The organism is Streptomyces sp. MCA2, assembly GCF_023544705.1.
GTDB lineage: Bacteria > Actinomycetota > Actinomycetes > Streptomycetales > Streptomycetaceae > Streptomyces > Streptomyces decoyicus.
The window spans coordinates 39,716-54,836 of the sequence record NZ_JAMJFM010000041.1; the positions used below are offsets into that span (position 1 = coordinate 39,716).

Annotated in this window: 14 protein-coding genes; 4 read left to right on the top strand and 10 right to left on the bottom strand. The window is 72.2% G+C overall.

The genetic code is table 11. From position 1 onward, the window contains the following. Positions 1-125: 125 nt before the first annotated feature. The 6 genes from M8I34_RS28720 to rsmI all read right to left on the bottom strand — a co-directional run bounded on the left by M8I34_RS28720 (position 126) and on the right by rsmI (position 5,787). The gene (locus M8I34_RS28720) at positions 126-1,031 is read right to left on the bottom strand and encodes a 4-(cytidine 5'-diphospho)-2-C-methyl-D-erythritol kinase (protein WP_250054121.1); all 906 of its coding nucleotides are present in this window, start codon (positions 1,029-1,031) and stop codon (positions 126-128) included. Next, positions 1,028-1,978 carry a 16S rRNA (adenine(1518)-N(6)/adenine(1519)-N(6))-dimethyltransferase RsmA gene (gene rsmA, locus M8I34_RS28725; RefSeq protein ID WP_250054123.1) on the bottom strand — a complete coding sequence of 317 codons (951 nt, stop codon included), beginning with the start codon at positions 1,976-1,978 and terminating at the stop codon, positions 1,028-1,030. Before rsmA ends, M8I34_RS28720 begins: the two co-directional genes overlap by 4 nt. A 22-nt stretch (positions 1,979-2,000) precedes the next feature. After that, the gene (locus M8I34_RS28730; protein WP_250054125.1) at positions 2,001-3,155 is read right to left on the bottom strand and encodes a ubiquitin-like domain-containing protein; all 1,155 of its coding nucleotides are present in this window, start codon (positions 3,153-3,155) and stop codon (positions 2,001-2,003) included. A gap of 169 nt (positions 3,156-3,324) precedes the next feature. Beyond that, positions 3,325-4,200, bottom strand: coding sequence for a TatD family hydrolase (locus tag M8I34_RS28735; RefSeq protein WP_250054127.1), 876 nt, complete (start codon positions 4,198-4,200; stop codon positions 3,325-3,327). A 33-nt stretch (positions 4,201-4,233) separates the two neighbouring features. Next, positions 4,234-4,683: a hypothetical protein gene (locus M8I34_RS28740; RefSeq protein WP_250054129.1), complete on the bottom strand. Its 450-nt coding sequence runs from the start codon at positions 4,681-4,683 to the stop codon at positions 4,234-4,236. A 216-nt stretch (positions 4,684-4,899) separates the two neighbouring features. After that, complete coding sequence (gene rsmI / locus M8I34_RS28745; RefSeq protein ID WP_250054131.1) at positions 4,900-5,787, bottom strand: 16S rRNA (cytidine(1402)-2'-O)-methyltransferase; 888 nt, start codon at positions 5,785-5,787, stop codon at positions 4,900-4,902. A gap of 97 nt (positions 5,788-5,884) precedes the next feature. On the opposite strand from rsmI, the gene M8I34_RS28750 reads away from it, so the two are divergent. The 4 genes from M8I34_RS28750 (at position 5,885) to M8I34_RS28765 (ending at position 10,932) form a co-directional block, all read left to right on the top strand. Next, positions 5,885-7,615, top strand: a complete 1,731-nt coding sequence (locus M8I34_RS28750; protein WP_250054142.1) for a phospholipid carrier-dependent glycosyltransferase — start codon at positions 5,885-5,887, stop codon at positions 7,613-7,615. 188 nt (positions 7,616-7,803) lie between these two features. Continuing rightward, positions 7,804-9,456 (top strand): penicillin-binding transpeptidase domain-containing protein, encoded by a 1,653-nt coding sequence (locus M8I34_RS28755; protein ID WP_250054144.1) that lies wholly within the window; start codon positions 7,804-7,806, stop codon positions 9,454-9,456. Between the two features lie 112 nt (positions 9,457-9,568). Continuing rightward, a complete protein-coding gene (locus M8I34_RS28760) occupies positions 9,569-10,084 on the top strand; it encodes a YbaK/EbsC family protein (protein ID WP_250054146.1) in 516 nt (171 codons plus the stop codon). Further along, entirely contained in the window at positions 10,081-10,932 is an 852-nt protein-coding gene (locus M8I34_RS28765) for a DMT family transporter (RefSeq protein WP_250054148.1), read from the top strand. Before M8I34_RS28760 ends, M8I34_RS28765 begins: the two co-directional genes overlap by 4 nt. A gap of 23 nt (positions 10,933-10,955) precedes the next feature. Here the strand turns inward: M8I34_RS28765 and M8I34_RS28770 are convergent, their stop codons facing one another. The 4 genes from M8I34_RS28770 to cbiQ form a co-directional block, all read right to left on the bottom strand. After that, positions 10,956-11,909: a TIGR01777 family oxidoreductase gene (locus M8I34_RS28770; protein ID WP_250054150.1), complete on the bottom strand. Its 954-nt coding sequence runs from the start codon at positions 11,907-11,909 to the stop codon at positions 10,956-10,958. Positions 11,910-12,218: 309 nt separating this feature from the next. Continuing rightward, positions 12,219-13,478 (bottom strand): serine hydrolase domain-containing protein, encoded by a 1,260-nt coding sequence (locus M8I34_RS28775; RefSeq protein WP_250054152.1) that lies wholly within the window; start codon positions 13,476-13,478, stop codon positions 12,219-12,221. Positions 13,479-13,597: 119 nt separating this feature from the next. Next, entirely contained in the window at positions 13,598-14,371 is a 774-nt protein-coding gene (locus M8I34_RS28780; RefSeq protein WP_250054154.1) for an energy-coupling factor ABC transporter ATP-binding protein, read from the bottom strand. Continuing rightward, positions 14,359-15,120, bottom strand: coding sequence for a cobalt ECF transporter T component CbiQ (gene cbiQ, locus M8I34_RS28785; protein WP_250054156.1), 762 nt, complete (start codon positions 15,118-15,120; stop codon positions 14,359-14,361). The genes M8I34_RS28780 and cbiQ overlap by 13 nt, the downstream gene beginning before the upstream one ends. Position 15,121 lies beyond the last annotated feature (1 nt).

Sequence of the window (15,121 nt, forward strand, 5' to 3'; positions counted from 1 at the left end):
AGGGGTGCCTCTCACCGAGAGGCACCCCTTCTGACCAGCCTGTTCGCTGAACTGATGTGGCGGGTACGGGAGGTGGACCGCCGGTGACATCGCTGCCACGACGGTTCCGAGAACCCCTCCCGGCCCTACAGAACCCTCGCGCCCACCGCCGGAGAATCCGCCACCCGCACCTGACGGCAGGTCCCCGACGCCATGAGCGCCGAGGCCACTTCCTTTGCCGCCTCCGCGTCCTTGGTCAGGAATGCGGTGGTCGGCCCGGAACCGGAGACGAGCGCAGCCAGCGCCCCGGCGGCGGTGCCCGCCTCCAGCGTCGCGGTCAGCGACGGCCGCAGGGAGAGGGCGGCGGGCTGGAGATCGTTTGTCAGGGACGCGGCCAGCGCCGTGGCGTCGCCGGACTCCAGCGCCGCCAGCAGCTCAGGCGCCGCCTCCGGCTCCGGCACGTCCGTCCCTGCCGTCAGCCGGTCGAACTCCCCGTAGACGGCCGGGGTGGACAGGCCGCCGTCGGCAACCGCGAAGACCCAGTGGAAGGTGCCGCCGACAGCCAGCGGGGTCAGCAGCTCGCCGCGGCCGCGGCCCAGCGCCGCCCCGCCGACCAGGCTGAACGGCACATCGCTGCCCAACTCGGCACAGATGGAAAGGAGTTCATCGCGCGAGGCACCCGTCGACCACAGGGCGTCGCAGGCCAGCAGGGCGCCGGCGGCGTCCGCGCTGCCGCCTGCCATGCCGCCCGCGACGGGGATGTCCTTGGTGATGTGGAGGTGGACGTGCGGCTCGATGTCGTGGCGGGCGGCGAGGAGTTCGGCGGCGCGGGCGGCCAGGTTCGTCCGGTCCAGGGGGATCTGGTCGACGTCGTGGCCCTCGGCGGTGATCCGCAGGGACTCGGCGGGGGTCGCGGTGATCTCGTCGTAGAGGCCGACGGCGAGGAAGACGTTCGCCAGGTCGTGGAAGCCGTCCGGGCGGGCGGCGCCGACGGCCAGCTGGACGTTGACCTTGGCCGGTACCCGGACGGTGATCGAGGTGGTGGTCGTCATGCCTGCTCTCCCCCTGATGTCTGCTCTCCCCCCGAGGCGCGCTCTCCCCGGGACTGCCGGATGCCGGGCGCCCCGCCCGGTCCCTTGTGCTCGGCGATCCGCGCGAACTCCTCGACGGTCAGCGCCTCGCCGCGGGCCTGCGGCGAGACACCCGCGGCGACCAGCGCGGCCTCCGCGGCGGCGGCCGATCCGGCCCAGCCCGACAGCGCGGCCCGCAGCGTCTTGCGGCGCTGGGCGAAGGCCGCGTCGACGACGGCGAAGACCTCGTCGCGGCTCGCCGAGGTCTCGATCGGCTTGTCGCGGCGTACGAGGGAGACCAGGCCGGAGTCGACGTTGGGCGCGGGCCAGAAGACGTTGCGGCCGATGGCGCCGGCCCGCTTGACCTCCGCGTACCAGTTGGCCTTCACCGACGGCACGCCGTAGACCTTGTTGCCGGGGCGGGCGGCCAGCCGGTCGGCGACCTCGGACTGCACCATGACCAGGGTGCGGTCGATGGTGGGGAAGGTCGCGAGCATGTGCAGCAGTACCGGCACGGCGACGTTGTAGGGGAGGTTGGCGACCAGCGCGGTGGGCGCGGGGCCGGGCAGCTCGGTGACGTGCATGGCGTCCCTGTGCACCAGCGCGAAGCGGTCGGCGCGGTCGGGCATCCGGGCCGCGACGGTGGACGGCAGCGCGGCCGCCAGCACCTCGTCGATCTCGACGGCGGTGACCCGGTCGGCGGCCTCCAGCAGCCCCAGGGTCAGCGAGCCGAGGCCGGGGCCGATCTCGACGACGACATCGTCGGGCCGTACCTCGGCGGTCCGCACGATCCGGCGGACGGTGTTCGCGTCGATGACGAAGTTCTGGCCGCGCTGCTTGGTGGGCCGGACGCCCAGCGCGGCGGCCAGCTCGCGGATGTCGGCGGCGCCCAGGAGGGGACCGGATTCGTCGGTGGTGCTCTTGCTCATGCCAAAGCCTCGCTGCGCTCGTTCACCCGTGAAGCTTACGGCCGCAGACCGGCCACGGGCTCGCCCCCCGGCTGATGTAGAGCTTCTTGGCCCGGTACGTCTGTTCCCGGGCGGGTGCGTCCTGCGGCCGGCCCCTGCCGCCGAGGGACCGCCAGGTGGCCGCATCGAACTGGTAGAGCCCGCCGTAGGTGCCGGACGCGTCGACGGCGTTCGGCCGCCCGCGGGCCTCGCACTGGGCCAGCGCATGCCAGGCGAGGTGGTCGGCGCCGCGCACGGAGGTGGGCAGTTCCCTGGTGCCGAGGTGCACGATCTGCGGGCGCGGGGCGTGCACGACCTCGGTGTGCAGCCGCTTCGGCTTCTGCCGGACGCCGTTGACGGTGCGCACCCGGTAGGTGATCCGTCGCACGCCGGGGCGGCCCTGCTGGACGACCGCCACCGTACCGCGGGCCAGCCCGGCGTCCGCCCGCCGGACCGTACGGAAGGGGATGGACTCCTCGCGGACCTCCTTGGAGCCGGTGATGCGCATCACGGAGATGGTCTGGCCCTCGCGCGGGAAGCTGTCCGGCGGCACCGAGGTGGTGTCCTGGTCACGCAGTGTGAGGCCGGTCTCGGCCAGCGCCTCGCGGACGGTGGCGGCGTTGGTGCGCACCCGGTGCCGGCGGCCGTCGGCGACGATGACCACCGAGCGTTCGGTGCGTACCGCCAGTTCCATGCCGTGCTGCTCGATCCGCCGGGAGCGGGAGGCCGACAGGATGGCGCCCTCGGCGCGCACGCCGAGCTGGTGCAGCGCGCCGGCGACGGTGTCCGCGGTGGTCCACACCTGGCGGCGCTGTCCGTCGATGGTCAGCACGACCGGGCGGCCGTGCCGGACGACGATCTCGTCGCCGGTGTTCAGTCCGGTGCCGGGGGCGGGCGCGACGAGGTCGTGTGCGCCGATGTCGAGATGCTCGTCGGCCAGCAGGTCGTCGACGTCCGCGGCGAAGGTGTGCAGGGTGCGCGGGGTGCCGTCGACGGTGAGCCGGACCGCCTTGTCGTGCGCGATGAAGGCGGTGGTGCCGCCGGCGAGGAAGGCGACGACCATGGCCCGGGGCAGCAGCCGGCGCAGCGCTTCGGGCCGTTCGGCGCGGCGTCTACGACGGCCGCGCGCGGCGCGGTGGCTGCTCTGCGTATGACTCACGGCGCGCTCCACATGCCACGGGATGCGGTTGACGGCCGGAATGTAGCGGAGTGAGGGTGACTCTCCAAAGTCGGTTCGCTACGGACAGTGGTCGGGCCATGGATGTTGACGGGCTTTGCGGGCGGCGCCGGGGGCCCGTCAGCGGCCGGTCGGGGCGGCTTCGGTGCGCTCAGTAACCGAAGGCCCGCGCCGTGTTCGCGGCGATGGCGGTGGCCAGTTCGTCCTCGGTCACGGCCTTGACCGCCGCCATCGCCCGCAGCGTGACCGGAATGAGGTACGGGGCGTTGGCCCGTCCGCGGTAAGGGGCCGGGGTCAGGAAAGGGGCGTCGGTCTCGACGAGGACCAGCTCGGGCGGGGCGACGGCGAGGGCGTCGCGCAGCGGCTGGGCGTTCTTGAAGGTGACGTTGCCGGCGAAGGACATGAAGTAGCCGGCCTCGGCACAGATCTTGGCCATCGCGGCGTCGCCGGAGTAGCAGTGGAAGACGACCCGTTCGGGGGCGCCCTCCTCGCGCAGGATCCGCAGCACATCGTCGTGCGCCTCGCGGTCGTGGATGACCAGGGCCTTGCCGTGCCGCTTGGCGATCTCGATATGCGCACGGAACGAGCGCTCCTGGGCGGCCATGCCCTCGGGCCCGGTACGGAAGTAGTCCAGGCCGGTCTCGCCGACGCCGCGGACCTGCGGCAGCGCGGCCAGCTCGTCGATCACGGCGAGGGCGGCATCCAGGGCACTGTCACCGCCGGGCTCCCGCGCCCCCTGCCGCGACCAGCCGTCCGGATCTCCGAGTACGACCCGGGGCGCTTCGTTGGGGTGCAGCGCGACCGTGGCGTGCACGCTGTCGTGGGCGGCCGCGGTCTCGGCGGCCCATCGCGAACCGGCCAGGTCGCAGCCCACCTGGACGACGGTGGTCACGCCGACGGAGGCGGCCTTGGCGAGCGCCTCCTCGACCGTGCTCTCCTGCATGTCCAGATGGGTGTGTGAATCCGCGACCGCCACCCGAAGCGGTTCGGGCAGCGGCGGCGGGGTGTTCTTGTCCTGCGGTGCCATGGCCGCGATCCTACGAGGGACCCGGCGCGGACCTCACTTGCGGTGGTGCTGGAAGGGGTGCAGCAGGTCGGAGAGGTGCCAGTGGTGGCGTCCGGGGTCCTCCTCGGCGGTACTGCCCGCGCGGTCCGCCCCGAGGGCCGGTTCGCTCTTCTTCCCGTTGCCGGGGCGGCGCTGATGCATGCTCGCGATCGCGTCGGAGACCATCGAGACCTGGCCGGAGCGCATGATGCGTACGACGTTGCTGCCGCAGTTCAGGCAGGTGGGGCAGGTCAGCGGAGACGGGACCCGCTCGGCGCCCGCGTAGTAGACGACATGCATCTGGCCCTTGCCGTCGACCTCGTGGACTATCTCGTACGCCTGCTCCCAGCCGTGGCCGCACCTCATGCAGGCGAAGGCGTAGGCCTCGTGTGCGGCGGCGTCGGGCCGGGGGACGGGGTGGTCTCCGCTGGTGGTGGCTCCAGTGGTCTTGGCGATTTCGCTCATGTGCGCGCTCCTCTTGTCCGCTGGACAAGGTCTCCGGGAACCGTTCGTCCCTCGTCCAGTGGACGCCTTCAGCGGCGACAACGCAGCAGTTCAGCGAGGGTATTGGCGCAGATTTGGCCAGCGGTAGGAAAATCACCCCAATGCGACGACCTGCGCTTTACCTTGCCGGTCAGCCATTTACCTTCTGATGAGTCGCTTTTCGCCCGGTGCGGCGCATCAATCCCGCGCCGGGTCCTTCGGGGCGCCCTTCGCGGAGCCCTTGGCGGCGTTCTTCGCCGCGACCACCGCGTCGAAGACCTCCCGCTTGGGCAGTCCGGCGTCCGCGGCGACCGCGGCAATGGCTTCCTTGCGGCGCTCCCCGGCCTCCTCGCGGACCTGCACCCTGCGCACCAGCTCGTCGGCGTCCAGATCCTGCGGCCCGCTCTCCGGGGCGCCCTCGACCACGATGGTGATCTCGCCGCGCACCCCCTCGGCCGCCCAGGGCACGAGTTCGCCCAGCGGCCCGCGCTTGACCTCCTCGTACGTCTTGGTCAGCTCGCGGCAGACCGCGGCGCGCCGGTCGGCACCGAAGATCTCGGCCATCGCGGCGAGGGTGTCGTCCAGGCGGTGCGGCGCCTCGAAGTAGACGAGGGTGCGGCGCTCGCCTTCGACCTCGCGCAGCCGGGTGCGCCGCTCGCCGCCCTTGCGGGGCAGGAACCCCTCGAAGCAGAAGCGGTCCACGGGCAGACCGGAGACGGCCAGCGCGGTGAGCACCGCGCTGGGGCCCGGTACGGCGGTGACCTTGATGCCGCGTTCGACCGCCGCGGCGACCAGCCGGTAGCCGGGGTCGGAGACGGAGGGCATCCCCGCGTCCGTGACCAGCAGCACCCGCGCCCCGCCGGCCAGCGCGTCGGCCAGCTCGGGCGTCCTGGCCGCCTCGTTGCCCTCGAAGTACGACACGACCCGGCCGGACGGCTGCACCTCCAGCGCCTGGGTCAGCCGGCGCAGCCGCCGGGTGTCCTCGGCGGCGATCACATCGGCGGCGGCCAGCTCGGTGGCGAGGCGCGGCGGCGCGTCCGCGATCTCGCCGATGGGCGTCCCTGCAAGTACCAGCAATCCAGTCACCTCCCCATCCTCCCAGGACGCCGCCGCGCGCCGATCCGTCGGTATCGCCTGGTGGCGCTCCCCACCGGTCCACAGGCGGCTTCCCTACGATGGCCCGGTGACGAGTGACACCACCGCGACCGACGCCGCCGCGCAGCCTGCCCCGGAGCTGGCCGACCGGCCCCCCGTGTGGCAGCGGCGACTGCGCCGCTTCGGATATCCCGTCCGCTCGCAGGGCGATGTCCGCGCGCGGCTGGTGCCCGCCTTCCCCGAGCCGGGCGGACGCCTGTGGGCGGTGTTCGGCGCGGGCCCGGACGCCGCGGCCCGGCTGGCACGCTGGTCGGGCTGGGCCGGTCCGCTGCTGGTGACGCTGTTCGCGGGGGTGCTGCGGTTCTGGAACCTGGGCAGCCCGCGGAAGGTGATATTCGACGAGACGTACTACCCCAAGGACGCCTGGTCGCTGCTCCAGTACGGCTACGAGGGCACCTGGGCCAAGAACGCCAATGACGCGCTGGTCGGGCATCCGCCGCAGCTGCTGCTCTCGCCCGAGCACTCGTATGTCGTGCACCCGCCGATGGGCAAGTGGCTGATCGCGCTCGGCGAGTGGGCGTTCGGGATGAACCCCTTCGGCTGGCGTTTCATGGTGGCGCTGCTCGGCACCCTCTCGGTGCTGCTGGTCTGCCGTATCGGCCGCCGGATGATGCGGTCGACGGCGCTGGGCTGCCTGGCGGGCACCCTGCTGGCGGTGGACGGTCTGCACTTCGTGATGAGCCGGACCGCGCTGCTCGATCTGATCGTCATGTTCTGGGTGGTGGCCGCTTTCGGTGCGCTGCTGGTGGACCGGGACCGCACCAGAGCCCGGCTGGCGGCGGCGCTGCCGCTCGGCCCGGACAATGTGGCCCGCCCGGACGAAGAGGTCGGTGACCGGCTGCGGCTGGGGTGGCGGCCGTGGCGGATCGTGGCCGGGCTCTGCCTGGGCCTGTCCGCCGCGACGAAGTGGAACGGCCTGTACTACCTCGCGGCGTTCGCGCTGATGGCGGTGCTGTGGGATGTCGCGGCACGCCGTACGGCAGGCGCCCGGCGCCCGTTCCGCTCGGCCCTGCGCCGCGATGTCCTGCCCGCTTTCGGGGCCACCGTCGTCGTCGCCCTCGCCACCTATCTCGCGTCGTGGTCGGGCTGGATCGCCACCAAGGGCGGCTACTACCGCGACTGGGCGACCACGCCGGACGGCCGTACGGGCGGCTGGACCTGGCTGCCGGACTGGCTGCGCAGCCTGTGGCACTACCAGACCGAGGTCTACTCCTTCCACACCGGACTGACCACCCCGCACGCCTATCAGTCCAACCCCTGGAGCTGGCTGGTCCTGGGCCGCCCGGTCTCGTACTTCTACGAGGACCCCAAGGCCGGCCAGGACGGCTGCACGGCGGCCGAGGGCTGCGCCCGTGAGGTGCTGGCGCTGGGCACCCCGCTGCTGTGGTGGGCGGCCTGCTTCGCGCTCCTCTATGTCCTCTACCGCTGGCTGTTCCAGCGGGACTGGCGGGCCGGGGCGATCGTCTGCGGGGTCGCGGCGGGCTATCTGCCGTGGTTCCTCTACCAGGAGCGGACGATCTTCCTCTTCTACGCGGTGGTGTTCGTCCCGTTCCTGTGTCTGGCGCTGGCGATGATGATCGGCGCGATCATCGGCCCGCCGGGCTCGGCCGAGCGCCGCCGCACGATCGGTGCGGTCGGGGCCGGTGTCCTGGTGCTCCTGATCGTGTGGAATTTCATCTACTTCCATCCGCTCTATACGGGAATGCCGATTCCGAAGTCGGCCTGGCACAACCGGATGTGGTTCGACACCTGGGTGTGAGCGACGGGGCCCGGTGCGGCGATCAGGGGCGGTCCGGAGGCAGTTCGACAAGTCTGTAACAGCTGTACAACAGCGCGTCACCGGACCGTGCCCTGATCGAGACTCACCACCTCCCCGTGTCCCTTAGAGTGCGGGGCACGTTCTTGTGTGCGTATTCAAGGACGAGGCTCTGGGAGGGAATCGGTGGCATGCGCCGTGAGGTGAAGTACGGGCTGATCGGCGGATCGGTGGCCCTGGTGGCGGGAGTCGTGGGCGGCTTCACGCTGTTCGGCGGCTCGGACGACTCGCCGCAGGAGGTCAGGTCGGCGGACGGCAAGGGCGGCGGCGACGCGTCCAAGGTGCCGACCGGCCCGGTGTCGGCCAAGGAAGTCCAGACGACGTCACAGGAGTTCCTGACCGCCTGGCAGTCCGGCGACACGGCCAAGGCGGCCGGGCTCACGGACGACCCGGAGAAGTGCAAGGCCGCGCTGGAGTCCCTCGGCAAGCAGGCACGGTTCTCGAAGGTGGCGCTGAAGCCGGGCGCGCCGACCGGCGGCAAGGTGCCGTACACCGTCGCCGCGCAGATCGACTACAAGGGCACCAAGGCGGCCTACTCGTACCGCACCTCCGCGACCGTGCAGCGCGACAAGACCACCGGGAAGCCGCAGATCGCCTGGCAGCCGGCGATGCTGCACCCGGGCCTGGCCAAGGGCGACCAGCTGCATACGGGCGAGGCCGAGGCGCCGCCGATCAAGGCCGTGGACCGCAACGGCGCCGCGCTGACGCCCGAGGCGCATCCGGCGCTGGCCGGGGTGCTGGACAGCCTGCGGGACAAGTACGGCGACAAGACCGACGGCAAGCCCGGTGTGGAGCTGTTCATCCACCGCGCCAAGAGCGCCAAGCCGGCCGACCAGCTGCCCGACAAGACGCTGAAGGTGCTCTCCAAGGGGACGCCGGGCACGCTCAAGACCACCCTGGACGCCAAGCTCCAGGCGGCGGCCGAGCGCGCGGTCAAGGGCAAGAAGTCCGCCTCCGCGGCCGCGGTCAAGCCCAGCACCGGTGAGATCCTGGCGCTCGCCAACTCCCCGGAAAAGGGCTTCAACCTGGCGACGCAGGGCTCGCTCGCCCCCGGCTCGACGATGAAGATCGTGACCGCGGCGATGCTGATGGACAAGGGCATGACCTCGCCGGGCAAGGCGCACCCGTGCCCCAAGTACGTGACGGTCGGCGGCTGGAAGTTCCAGAACCTCGACAAGTCCGAGATCAAGAACGGCACCTTCGCGCAGAGCTTCGCGGCGTCCTGCAACAACGCCTTCATCTCGCAGGCCAAGGACCTCAGCGACGACGATCTGACGAAGGAGGCCCGGGACGTCTTCGGCATCGGCCTGAACTGGCAGACCGGCATCCCCACCTTCGACGGCGCGGTGCCGGTGCAGAGCGACGCCCAGATGGCGGCCTCGCTGATCGGCCAGGGCGGGGTGCGGATGAACCCCCTCAATGTCGCCTCGCTCTCCGCGACCGTCCGCGCCGGCTCGTTCCACCAGCCGTACATCGTCTCGCCGTCGCTGGACCACCGGACGCTCGCCAAGGCGGCCCGCACGATGAAGCCGTCCACGCTCAGCGGTCTGAAGTCGCTGATGAAGCTGACGGCGACCTCCGGTACGGCCGCCGAGGCGATGGCCGGGGTCAGCGGTGACGTCGGCGCCAAGACCGGTTCCGCCGAGGTCGACAACCAGAAGAAGCCCAACGCCTGGTTCTCCGCCTACCGCGACGATGTCGCCGCGGCGGCCGTCGTCCCGGCGAGCGGCCACGGCGGCTCCAACGCAGGCCCGGTGGTCCGCGCCATCCTCACCGCCGGCTGACGAGGCGGGGCGCCCGCCGGGGTGCCTGTCGGAGGTGCCTCTCGGGTGCCTCTCGTCTCATCGACCGGATTCCGTTCGCATGGCCCGTACAGCTTTCGCTAGCGTGCGGGCCATGAGCGATTCCCGGTCCGACACCGCCCAGGAAACCACCCCCTCCCCGGCTCACCCCCGCTTCGCCGAAGCGCTCACGGAACTGGGCCTGACCGTCGAGGTCCGCAGTTTCCCCGAGGCCACCCGCACCGCCGCCGAGGCCGCCGCGGCCGTCGGCTGCGGCCTCGCCCAGATCGTCAAGTCGCTGATCTTCGCGGTGGACGGGCAGCCGGTGCTGGTGCTCATGGACGGTGCCTCGCGCGTCGACGTGGAACGCCTACGCACGGAACTCGGCGCCACCGAGGTCGGCCGCGCCGACGCCGCCCTGGTCCGCGAGACCACCGGCTACGCCATCGGCGGCGTACCGCCCTTCGGCCACCGCACCCCCACCCGTGTGCTGGCCGACCGCGGACTGCTCGCGCACGACACGGTCTGGGCCGCCGCCGGCACCCCGCACGCCGTCTTCCCGCTCGACCCCGCGTCCCTGATCGAGTACGCCCAGGGCCGGATCGTGGACGTGCGCGAGCGCACCTCGTGACCCCGCTCGTCGTCGCGGCCGTCCTGATAGCCGCCATCACCCACGCCAGCTGGAACGCCATCGCCCACGGCATCCGCGACCAGCTCCTGGCCTTCACCCTGGTCGGCGGCGGCGGTGCGCTCTGCGGCCTCGTCGCGGCCTTCTTCACCCCGCTGCCCGCCGCCGGCGCCTGGCCCTACCTCCTGGCCTCCGCCGTGCTGCACATCGTCTACCAGGCCCTGCTGATGCAGTCGTTCCGCCTGGGCGACTTCGGGCAGATGTACCCCATCGCCCGCGGCACCGCGCCCCTGGTCGTGACGGTCCTGGCCGCCGTCTTCGTCCACGAGATCCCCGACGCCTGGGCCCTGGCCGGTGTCGCCCTGGCCTCCGCCGGGCTGGTGGGCGTCGCCCTCTGGGGCATCCGCGGTTCCGGCACCAGGCCGCACTGGCCGGCCATCATCGCCGCCCTCGCCACCGGCCTCGCCATCGCCTCCTACACGACCGTCGACGGTCTGGGCGTACGCGCCTCCGGCAGCTCCCTCGGCTACATCGCCTGGCTGATGATCCTCGAAGGCATCGTGATCCCCGCCTACGCGCTCGCCGTCCGCCGCCGCCGGCTGCTCACCGAACTCCGCCCCTTCGCGCTGCGCGGACTGGCCGGCGGGGTGCTCTCCGTCTTCGCCTACGGCCTGGTCCTGTGGGCCCAGACCCGTGCCCCGCTCGCCCCCATCGCCGCACTGCGCGAGTCGTCGATCATCGTCGGCGCGGCCATCGGCGCCCTCTTCTTCAAGGAACGCTTCGGCGCCCCCCGTATCGCCGCGGCGGGCCTGATGGTCGTGGGCATCGGCCTGATGCTGCACACCGGTTGAGCGAAGGGCGCCGCGCGGACGGCTCAGCCGGCGGCCCGTGCGCCGCGGACGCGCCGTACCAGGTCGTCCGCGGCCTCCGGCCACGCGTCGTAGGCGAAGGTGAACCCCGCTTCGAGCAGCCGGCCGGGCACCACCCGTCGGCTCTTGAGCAGGAGTTCGGTGTCCGTACGCAGCGCGAACGCGCCCAGCCTGGCCATCCACTTGGTGGCCGGCAGACCCACCGGGACACCCCAGGCGGCCCGCAGCGCACGCATGAACCCGCGCTGCGGCAGCGGAGCGGGGGCGGTGAGGTTCACCGGCCCGGTGAGGTCGCCGCGGTCGGTCAGGAACTCGACCGCGCGGACGAAGTCGCGGTCATGGATCCAGGACACATACTGTGCGCCGCCCGCCACCGGGCCGCCGAGCCCCAGCCGCGCCAGCCGCAGCAGGACATCGAACACCCCGCCGCGATCCGGGCTCATCACCATGGAGGAGCGCAGGGCGACCTTGCGGGTGTCCGGTGTCCTGGCCTCTTCCTGTGCCCGCTCCCAGGCCTTGGCGATCTCGACGCTGTTCGCCCAGTAGTCCGGGACACCGGGCTCCGAGCCGCCGACGACACCGGTCGCCTCGTCGTGCGGGGCGTCGAAGCGGTGGGCGTAGAGGGTGGCGGTGCTCATCTGAAGCCATACGCGGGGCGGCCGGGCGGCCGCGGCGATCGCCTCGCCCACGACCCGGGCGGAGTCCACCCGCGAGCTCATCATCTCCTGGAGGTTGGCCGGGGTGTAGCGGCAACTGACGCTGCGTCCGGCCAGGTTGATCACGACGTCGCTGCCGTCGACCGCCGCCGCCCAGGGGCCGAGCGTCGCACCGTCCCAGTGCACTTCCCCCTCCCGCACCGGACGTCTGGTCAGTACCACGACCTCGTGGCCCGCGGCGCTCAGCGCACGGTTCAGGATGTTGCCCACCTGACCGGTTCCGCCGGGTATCACTATCTTCATCGGGCTCCCTCGTCACGCAACGGACAGTCCTGGTCCCGCTTCCCGGGTGGCCGGGGGCGGGCACATCACCCCCGGCCGCCGGCGGATACTGCCCGTCGGCCCCTCAGTTCGAGGGGTAGACCGTGCCGGGAGGCGGGGTCTTCAGCGTAAGGAGACAGGTGTCGATCGCCTGTACCGGGAGGCGCACCGACGGGCCCTTGCGGTAGAGCCAGTGGCCCCCCGAGTCGATGACAGGAGGCGCCGGAGCCGGCACCGCCACTCAGCTCGTGGGCGCGCCCCGCCGTATCCCCCGCTCCTGCCGAAGGCGGGTCAAGAACACGGGTCAAGAACAACGGACGAGGTACGGATGTCTCCCCCGGCAACGTGGGAAACCGCCCGCAACAGCGCCTGCGCCCGAGGATCCGCCGTCACATTCCGCTGCATCCCATTGGTGACATAGCCGAACGCCAGCCCGGTCTCCGGATCGGCGCAGGCCAGCGCGCCGCCGCGGCCGGGGTGGCCGAAGGAACCGGGCGCCAGCAGCGGCGAGGCCGGTCCGTGCAGCATGAAGCCCAGGCCGAAGCGGGTGTGGACGAGGAGGGTGCGGTCGAGGCCCGCGGACTCCTCGGTCCGGGCGAGGGTGAGGGTCGCGGGCGCGAAGAGCCTCGGGTGGTCGTCGACGGACCCGATGAGCGCGGCGTAACAGCGGGCCAGGGAGCGGGCGGTGGCGATGCCGGCCGAGGCGGGCAGCTCGGCGGCCCGGTACGCCGGGGCGTTCTCGTCCGGCGCCGGAGTGATCGCGGCGAAGGAACGGCTGGTGAGCGACTCCGGGTCGGCGTACGCGGCGGCGACGGTCTGCTTGGGGCGGACGCGCAGCCCCGTCGCGGCGGGCGGGGCCGGGGTGCCGACGGAAGCCAGCCGTCCGACGCGGGACTGCTCCGCCTCGGGCAGGCCGATCCACAGATCGAGGCCGAGCGGCCCGGATATCTCCTCGGCGATCCAGCTGCCGACGGTGCGGCCGGTGACCCGCAGCACCAGCTCGCCGATCAGCCAGCTGTAGGTCTGCGCGTGGTAGCCGTGTTCGGTGCCGGGTTCCCAGGCGGGTGCCTGGGCGGCGAGGGCGGCGGGGCCGCTGACGCCGTCGATGGCCTGTTCCGGGGTGAGCGGGGTGTCCAGGACGGGCAGTCCGGCGCGGTGCGAGAGCAGATGGCGGACGAGTACGCGTTCCTTGCCGGCGGCCTTGAACTCGGGCCAGTACGTGCCGACCGGCGCATCGAGGTCGAGCTGTCCGCGCTGGTGCAGCAGCAGCGGGACGAGGGCGGCGATGCCCTTGGTCGCGGACCGGATCACCTGGGCCGTACCGGCCTCCCAGGGCGCGGTGTCCGCCGCGTCCGGGTCCGTGTCACCGTCCTTCGTGCCGCCCCACAGGTCCACGACCTTGTGTCCGTGCCGGTAGACGGCAACCGCCGCGCCGCGCTCACCGCGCCGCGCGAAGTTGGCCATGAAGGCGTCCCGGACCGGCTCGAAGCCGTCCTCGACCGTGCCCTGGACGTCCACCACTGATTCCTGCTTCCCACTCATCCGTCGCATGCGTGACCCATCCATGGTGCAACGCGCGGATCAGTGCTGATGACCAGGACCGCGGCCCGTGGCGTTCGTCACACGGGAACGAAGGGGCGGCAGGTCAGCGCGAGCGGGTCAGCGGCGGGTCAGCGCGGAACGTCGACCGACCGCGGATCGAATCCGAAGGGCAGCTCCAGCCGGTGGGTGCGCATCAGTTCCTCGTCGCACAGCAACTCCTGGGTGGTCCCGTCGGCCACGATCACGCCGCCGGAGAGCACGACGGAGCGCGGGCACAGCTCCAGCGCGTACGGCAGATCGTGCGTGACCATCAGGACGGTGACGTCCAACGACCGGAGGATGTCGGCGAGTTCACGGCGGGAGGCCGGGTCGAGATTGGAGGACGGCTCGTCGAGGACCAGGATCTCCGGCCGCATCGCCAGCACGGTCGCGACGGCGACCCGGCGGCGCTGGCCGAAGGAGAGATGGTGCGGCGGCCGGTCGGCGAAATCCGCCATGCCGACCTGGGTGAGCGCCTCGGTGACCCGCTCCTCCAGTGCGGCGCCGCGCAGCCCCGAGGAGGCCGGGCCGAAGGCGACGTCCTCACGGACGGTGGGCATGAACAGCTGGTCGTCGGGGTCCTGGAAGACGATGCCGACGCGGCGGCGGATCTCCGCGAGGTTCTCCTTGGCGACCGGGAGCCCGGCGACCTCGACGCGTCCCGCGCCCGCTTCGAGGATGCCGTTGAGGTGCAGCACGAGGGTGGTCTTGCCGGCCCCGTTGGGCCCGAGCAGGGCGACCCGCTCCCCGCGGCCGACGGTGAGGTCGACGCCGAAGAGCGCCTGGTGGCCGTCCGGGTAGGCGTAGGCGAGCCGGGAGACGGCGAGGGAGGGGGCGGGTGCGGTGGTGCTCAAAGGGTCCATCCCAGGAGGCAGACGGCGAGCGCGGCGAGGGGGAGGGCGGCCGCGCGGGTCCATTGTGTGCGGGTGGCGGTGGTCTCGGTCATCTGGGGCATGGTGCCGGTGTAGCCGCGGCTGACCATGGCCAGGTGGACGCGCTCACCGCGCTCGTAGGAGCGGATGAACAGGGCGCCGGCGGACTTGGCGAGCACACCCCAGTGACGCATGCCGCGTGCTTCGAAGCCGCGGGAGAGCCGGGCGATCCGCATCCGCCGCATCTCGTCGGTGATCACATCGCCGTAGCGGATCATGAAGGACGCGATCTGGACGAGCAGCGGCGGCATCCTCAGCCGCTGGAGGCCCAGCAGGAGTTCGCGCAGTTCGGTGGTGGAGGCGAGCAGCACGGAAGCGGCGACGCCCAGCGTCCCCTTGGCCAGGATGTTCCAGGCGCCCCACAGCCCGGACTGGCTCAGGCTCATCCCGAGGACCGCGACCCGCGGCCCCTCGGCGACGAACGGCATGAGCAGCGCGAAGGCGACGAAGGGCACCTCGATCAGCAGCCGCTTGAGCAGGAATCCGGCCGGGATCCGGGCGGCCCCGGCGGCGGCCGCGATCAGCAGCGCATAGAGCCCGAACGCCCAGAGCGCCTCGCGCGGGGTGGAGACGACGATCAGGACGAAGCAGAAGACCGCGGCGATCTTGCAGTGCGCCGGCAGGGCGTGGACCGGCGAATGCCCGTGCCGGTAGAGCTTGTGCGCATGGCCTGCACCCATC

What these genes read in the sequence shown, in the direction of transcription:
- M8I34_RS28755 (WP_250054144.1), top strand. Translation starts at nt 7,804, where the DNA reads ATGCGCCGTGAGGTGAAGTACGGGCTGATCGGCGGATCGGTGGCCCTG.
- M8I34_RS28780 (WP_250054154.1), bottom strand. Translation starts at nt 14,371, where the DNA reads ATGGACCCTTTGAGCACCACCGCACCCGCCCCCTCCCTCGCCGTCTCC.
- M8I34_RS28770 (WP_250054150.1), bottom strand. Translation starts at nt 11,909, where the DNA reads ATGAAGATAGTGATACCCGGCGGAACCGGTCAGGTGGGCAACATCCTG.
- M8I34_RS28735 (WP_250054127.1), bottom strand. Translation starts at nt 4,200, where the DNA reads ATGGCACCGCAGGACAAGAACACCCCGCCGCCGCTGCCCGAACCGCTT.
- rsmA (WP_250054123.1), bottom strand. Translation starts at nt 1,978, where the DNA reads ATGAGCAAGAGCACCACCGACGAATCCGGTCCCCTCCTGGGCGCCGCC.
- M8I34_RS28740 (WP_250054129.1), bottom strand. Translation starts at nt 4,683, where the DNA reads ATGAGCGAAATCGCCAAGACCACTGGAGCCACCACCAGCGGAGACCAC.
- cbiQ (WP_250054156.1), bottom strand. Translation starts at nt 15,120, where the DNA reads ATGGGTGCAGGCCATGCGCACAAGCTCTACCGGCACGGGCATTCGCCG.
- M8I34_RS28775 (WP_250054152.1), bottom strand. Translation starts at nt 13,478, where the DNA reads ATGCGACGGATGAGTGGGAAGCAGGAATCAGTGGTGGACGTCCAGGGC.
- M8I34_RS28720 (WP_250054121.1), bottom strand. Translation starts at nt 1,031, where the DNA reads ATGACGACCACCACCTCGATCACCGTCCGGGTACCGGCCAAGGTCAAC.
- M8I34_RS28760 (WP_250054146.1), top strand. Translation starts at nt 9,569, where the DNA reads ATGAGCGATTCCCGGTCCGACACCGCCCAGGAAACCACCCCCTCCCCG.